General features: G+C 75.6%; 4 protein-coding genes. All 4 read left to right on the top strand.

Features of this window, described 5'->3' with window-relative positions; all coding sequences use genetic code 11:
• The coding region (locus JS521_RS33155) for an ArsR/SmtB family transcription factor (protein WP_205086602.1) at positions 1 to 630 on the top strand (630 nt) is incomplete at its 5' end.
• 227 nt (positions 631 to 857) lie between these two features.
• Complete coding sequence (gene lanKC / locus JS521_RS33150; protein WP_205086601.1) at positions 858 to 3,662, top strand: class III lanthionine synthetase LanKC; 2,805 nt, start codon at positions 858 to 860, stop codon at positions 3,660 to 3,662.
• 43 nt (positions 3,663 to 3,705) lie between these two features.
• Entirely contained in the window at positions 3,706 to 3,837 is a 132-nt protein-coding gene (locus tag JS521_RS33145; RefSeq protein WP_003966507.1) for a SapB/AmfS family lanthipeptide, read from the top strand.
• Between the two features lie 95 nt (positions 3,838 to 3,932).
• The gene (locus JS521_RS33140; RefSeq protein ID WP_205086600.1) at positions 3,933 to 5,684 is read left to right on the top strand and encodes an ABC transporter ATP-binding protein; all 1,752 of its coding nucleotides are present in this window, start codon (positions 3,933 to 3,935) and stop codon (positions 5,682 to 5,684) included.
• The last annotated feature ends 185 nt before the right edge of the window (positions 5,685 to 5,869 follow it).

Below are 5,869 nucleotides of genomic sequence, written 5' to 3'. Positions count from 1 at the left end.
GCGCTGGGCGGGCCGCCGCCCGCCGCGCTGGACCGGGACGACCTGGCCCGGCGCGCCGCCGACACCCTGGAGTGGGTCTGGACGCACACCGTGCTGCCCGACTGGCCGAGGCGGCAGCGGGTTCTGGAGGCCGATGTGGTCGCCCGTACCGCCCAGTTGGGTCGGGCGGGCTGGGCCGACGCCCTGAACGGCATGCGGTCCGGCGTTCGTTGGCTGGGCGACAGCCGGCTGCAGATCAACACCTACGACAACCCGCCCCGTGAACTGGACCGCGCCCAGCTGCTGTTCATCCCCGTCACCCCGGACCAGTGCTGGGTCTGCTGGGACATCCCGCACCGGTACGGACTGGTGTACCCGTGCTCCGGTGCGCTCGCCGAGGCCGGACGCACTCCCGTGCCCGAGGCCCTGGGTGCGCTGATCGGCCCGGCGCGGGCGGCCGTCCTGATGCTGCTGGCCTCCCCGCTCAGCACGACGCAGCTCGTCGCGCTGACCGGCCAAGGGCTGGGGTCGGTCGGCCGCCATCTGCGGATCCTGCTGGACGCCGGACTGGTCCGCCGCCGCCGGGCGGGCCGCTCCGTGCTCTATTTCCGTACCGAGGCGGGCGACATCCTGGCGCGCGGCGCGGGCTGAGGAGAGGCGAAAGCGCCCGGTGCACGCCCCCGCGCGCCCCCGGCCGTCGCCCTTTCACGGCGGGGCGACGAGCGGATACGCATGAGTACGGGGTGCGCTCCGCATGGGTGGCGCGCATGTACGAGTCGTGACAACGGTGACTATGGGCACCGTTCGTCGTTGTGACAACTTCTCTCTCGCCGCGAACGACGCGACTGACGCGAATGGACCGAGCGAGGGGGCCGAGGGTGAATCCGGAGTACGCCGCGTACTGCCAGGCGGACCGCCGCTTCTACGACGCACCCCACCGTTCGCTCGGACCGGGCGGCGGGGCCGCCGGCGAGGAGCGCTCGTCGTACGCACCGCTCCGTGGCCCGGAGCCCGAGGGGTGGACCCGCTCCCGTCGCGGTGACTGGCTCTCCTTCAGCCCCGACGGGCTGCGGCTGCCGCCCCAGGGCTGGAAGATCCACATATCCGCCGCCCTCGACAATGCCGCCTCCGTGCTGGACCGGGTCGTCGGCCACTGTCTGGAACACCGGCTGGCCTTCAAGTGCATACCGAACGCCGGGTTGTTGGCCCTGCGGAACGCCAAGTACGCGGACCGGGCGGGCAGCGGGAAGTTCATCACCGTCTACCCGCCGTCCGAGGACGCGTTCCCCGAGGTGTGCACCGCCCTGATGCAGCTCCTGGAGGGCGAGCACGGCCCGTACATCCTGAGTGACCTGCGGTGCGGGAACGGGCCCGTGCACACCCGGTACGGGGCGTTCGCCGCCCGCTTCTGCTCCGGCCCGGACGGGCGGCCCGTGCCCGCCGTCGCCGATCCGCAGGGCCGGCTGGTCCCGGACGACCGGGGCCCGTCCTTCCGCGTCCCCTCCTGGGTGACCCCGCCCGGCTTTCTGACGCCGCACCTCGAAGCGCGGGCCGCCGTGGGCCTCGGCGACCTCCCGTACACCGTGGAGAAGGCGCTGCACTTCTCCAACGGCGGCGGGGTCTACCTCGGCCGCGACACCCGTACCGGCGAGCAGGTCGTCCTCAAGGAGGCCCGCCCGTACGCCGGTCTGGCCGCCGACGGGGCGGACGCCGTGGCCCGGTTGGAGCGGGAGCGGACCGCCCTGGAGCACCTGGCCGGGCTGGACTGCGTACCGGCCGTCCGGGACACGTTCGAGGTCGGTGACCACCACTTCCTGGTCCTCCAGTACATGCCCGGCACCACCCTCAACACCGTCTTCGCCCGCCGCTTCCCGCTGGCCCAGCAGCACCCTTCGGCTGAATTGCTGGATGAACACGCGGCGTGGGCCGAGGAGTTGTACGGGAAGGTCGAGGAGGCCGTCGAGGCGGTGCACGGCCGGGGCATCGTCATCAGCGACCTGCACATGAGCAACGTCATGGTCGACGAGGAGACCTCGCGGATCGCCCTGCTCGACTTCGAGGCCGCCTTCCCGGCGACCGAGCGCCGCCGCCAGATCGTCGCCAACCCGGCCTTCGTCGCCCCGCCCGACCGGCGCGGCACGGACATCGACCGGTACGCGCTGGCCTGTCTGCGGCTCGCCCTGTACCTGCCGCTCACCACCCTGTTCGGCATCGACCGCACGAAGGCCGCCGGGCTCGCCCGGGACATCGCCCGCGCCTTCCCGGTCACGGAGGAGTCGCTGCGGCCGGCGGTCGAGGAGATCCTGCGGGACGTACGGAACACGGGGGAGGCGGCTTCCCGCGACACGGCGGAGGCGGCTGCCCGCGCCACGGGGGAGGCGGCGTCCCGGCCCGCTCGCGTGTCGGCTTCGGCGTCGGCTCCCGGCGCGGCTCCCGCTACGGCCCCCGGCACGGCCTCCGTACCCGACCTCCGCGACTGGCCGCGCACCCGCGACGCTCTGGCCCGCTCCATCACCGCCTCCTGTACGCCGGAGCGCGAGGACCGCTGTTTCCCCGGGGACATCGCCCAGTTCGCCACCGCCACCGGCGGCCAGTCCTTCGCGTACGGGACGGCTGGAGTGCTCTACGCCCTCCACGAGACCGGTGCCCCACCGTGCGCACCGGCCGAGGACTGGCTCCTGCGGCACGCCAAGGACCCGGCCTCCGGCAGCCCCCTCGGCTTCTACGACGGGCTCACCGGAATCGCCTGGACCCTGCACCGGATCGGCCGCGCAGCCGAGGCCGCCGACCTCCTCCGGATCGTCCTCGACCAGCCCCTGGAGGGCCTCGCGCCCGGCCTGCACAACGGGTACGCGGGTATCGGCCTCGCCCTCGACGACCTGGCCCGCACCGCGTCCGCCACCGACGCCCCGGCCCTGTCCGCCGCGGCCGCCCGCTGCACCGCACTCGCCGTCCGCGCCCTCACCGGCGCTCCGCCGTCGCCCCGCACCGGACTGCTGCACGGCGCGAGCGGCATCGCCCTGCTGCTGATCCGCCGGTACGCGACCACCGGGGACACCGCCCTGCTCGACCTGGCCGCCGCCGCACTCCGCCGCGACCTGGAGCGCTGCCGGGCCGGGGACGACGGGTCACTCCTCGTCGTCGAGGGCAAACGGCTGATGCCGTACGTCGGTTCGGGCAGCGCCGGTATCGCGTCCGTCATCGACGCCTACCTCGCGCACCGCCCCGACCCGGAGCTGGAGGCGGCGGGCCGGGCCCTGCTCCCGGCCGCGCTCTCCGCCTTCTACGTCCAGCCCGGACTGCTCAGGGGCTCCGCCGGACTCCTGCTGCACCTCGCGGCCACCCCGCTGTGCGAACCGGCCGACCGGCAGCGCGCCATCGACCGCCACACCGATCTGCTGGGCAGTCACGCCCTGGCGTACGGCGGCGGACTCGCCTTCCCCGGCGAGCAGTTGATGCGCCTGTCGATGGACCTGGCCACCGGGACCGCCGGCGCCCTCCTCGCGCTGGGTGCCGCTGCCGGCCGCCCCACCGGACTTCCCTTCCTGCCCGCCGCACACGGAGCCCGCACCGGACTTCCCGTCCCGCCCGCCGCTCCGGCGGCGCACTCCGGCCGCGCGAGCGGCCCCACGAACCGGCCCCGCCAGGGGTCGTCGGACCGGCCCCACCCGGGGTCGTTCTAGCACCACCGCCCAAGCACCACCACCGTCCCCGAAAGGACACATCATGGCGCTTCTCGACCTTCAGGCGATGGACACCCCGGCCGAGGACTCCTTCGGCGAGCTCGCCACGGGTAGCCAGGTCTCGCTGCTGGTCTGTGAGTACAGCTCGCTCAGCGTGGTCCTCTGCACCCCGTGACCTCGTGACGCACGCCGTCCGGTCCACCCAAGTCCCACGGGTGGGCCGGACGGCCCCGTCCGTCACCGACCGCTCCCGAGCCGGAAGGCCACCACGTGCGGCTGCACCCCCGCCCGGCCACGGCGTCCGGCACCCGGCGGCTCTCCCGGCTCCACCCGGCCGCCCTCACCTGGCTGTTCCTCTGCTCCACCGGCGGGGCGCTCGCCGCCCTCGCCCTGCCCGCCGCCCTGGGTCACACCGTCGACCGGCTCGTCTCCGGCGGGCCCGTGCCCTGGTCCGGGCTGCTGCTCTGCGCCGTCCTGACCCTCGCCGAGACCGGGTTCGACGCGGCTGCCGCCGTGACCGGCACGACCACCACCGCCCGGCTCACCGCGTCGCTGCGCACCCGCACCGCCGCCCGGGTCCTGGCCGCCGAACCGCGCAGAGCCCTCGCCCTGCCCACCGGCGACCTCACCGCCCGGCTCACCGCGCGTACCGCCGACGCCGCCTCCGCGCCCGTCACCGCCGCCGGAGCCGTCGCGGGCGTCCTGCTCCCGCTCGGCGCGCTCGTGGGCCTCTTCCTCATCGACGTGTGGACGGCCGCCGCCCTCCTCCTGGGCGCACCCCTCCTCGTCGTCCTGCTGCGCACCTTCACCCGGGGCACCGCCGACGCCGGGGCCGACTACCAGCGCGCCCAGTCGCTCATCGCCCACCGGCTCACCGAGGCCCTGGAGGGCGCCGACACCATCCGCGCCGCCCGCACCGCCGCCCGCGAACACCGCCGGGTCCTGGAGCCCCTGGCCGCCCTCGCCGAACACGGCCGCCGCACCTGGACGGTGTACGGGCGGGCCGTCGGCCGCAGCGGCCTCCTGCTGCCCCTGCTCATGCTGCTGGTCCTCGCGGTCGCCGGACTCCGGCTCGGCGCGGGCACGATCGGCGTCGGGGACCTGGTCGCCGCCTCCCGTTACGCGAGCCTCGCCGTCGGCATCGGCTCCCTCACCGGCGCGCTCGGCTCCCTGGCCCGCAGTCGCGCCGCCGCCCGCACCCTCGACCCCCTCCTCACCCTCGCCCCGCTGCCGCACCGCGGCCTGGGCCCGGTCCCCGACGCACCCGGGCACCTCGAACTCCGGGATGTCGGCGTCCACCAGGACGGCGACGGCCGACCCCTGCTGACCGGCGTCCACCTGACCATCCCCGGCGGCACGTCCCTGGCCGTCGTCGGGCGCTCCGGATCCGGCAAGTCGCAGCTCGCCGCGGTCGCCGGGCGGCTGCTCGACCCGGACACCGGCAGCGTGCTGCTGGACGGCGTCCCGCTGGACGGCATGGAACCGGCCCGGCTCCGCCGCGAGGTGGCGTACGCCTTCGCCCGGCCCGCCCTCCCCGGGACCACCGTGGAGGACACGATCGCCTACGGCCCCTGGACCGCCCCGCCCGAAGCCGTACGCGCCGCTGCCCGCGCGGCCCGCGCAGACGGGTTCCTCGCGCTGCTCCCGTACGGCTACGCCACCCCGGTCGCCGACGCCCCGCTCTCCGGCGGCGAGCGCCAACGCCTGGGTCTGGCCCGCGCGTTCGCCCACCCGGGCCGACTGCTGATCCTCGACGACGCGCTGTCCAGCCTCGACACCGTGACCGAGCACCACGTCCGCCGCGCCCTGGACGCGCGGGCCGGGCACTGCACCCGGATCATCGTGGCCCACCGGCTGTCCTCGGCCGCACGGGCGGACCGGGTCGCCTGGCTGGAGAACGGCCGCCTCCGGGCGACGGGCCGCCACGAGGAACTGTGGGCGGACCCGGACTACCGGGCGGTCTTCCGCACGGACACACCGGGCGAGCACCTGGAGCGGACCGGAACGGAGGCGGCGCGATGAAGGAGAACGAGCCCGAGCGCGAGACCGCGAAGGCCAACACACCCGGCCCCCGCCGCGAGGACGTGAGCGGCGATACGGCGACCCGCCCCGGGCGCGGACCCGCGCAGCGGGACACCACGCAGCGCGAGAGCGGGGGGGCCGCCCCCCCCCGGCCCCCCCCGGGGGGGGCCCCCCCCCCCCCCCCC

The organism is Streptomyces durocortorensis (assembly GCF_016901035.1).
Lineage (GTDB): Bacteria > Actinomycetota > Actinomycetes > Streptomycetales > Streptomycetaceae > Streptomyces > Streptomyces durocortorensis.
This window is presented reverse-complemented; position numbering and strand designations above follow the sequence as displayed.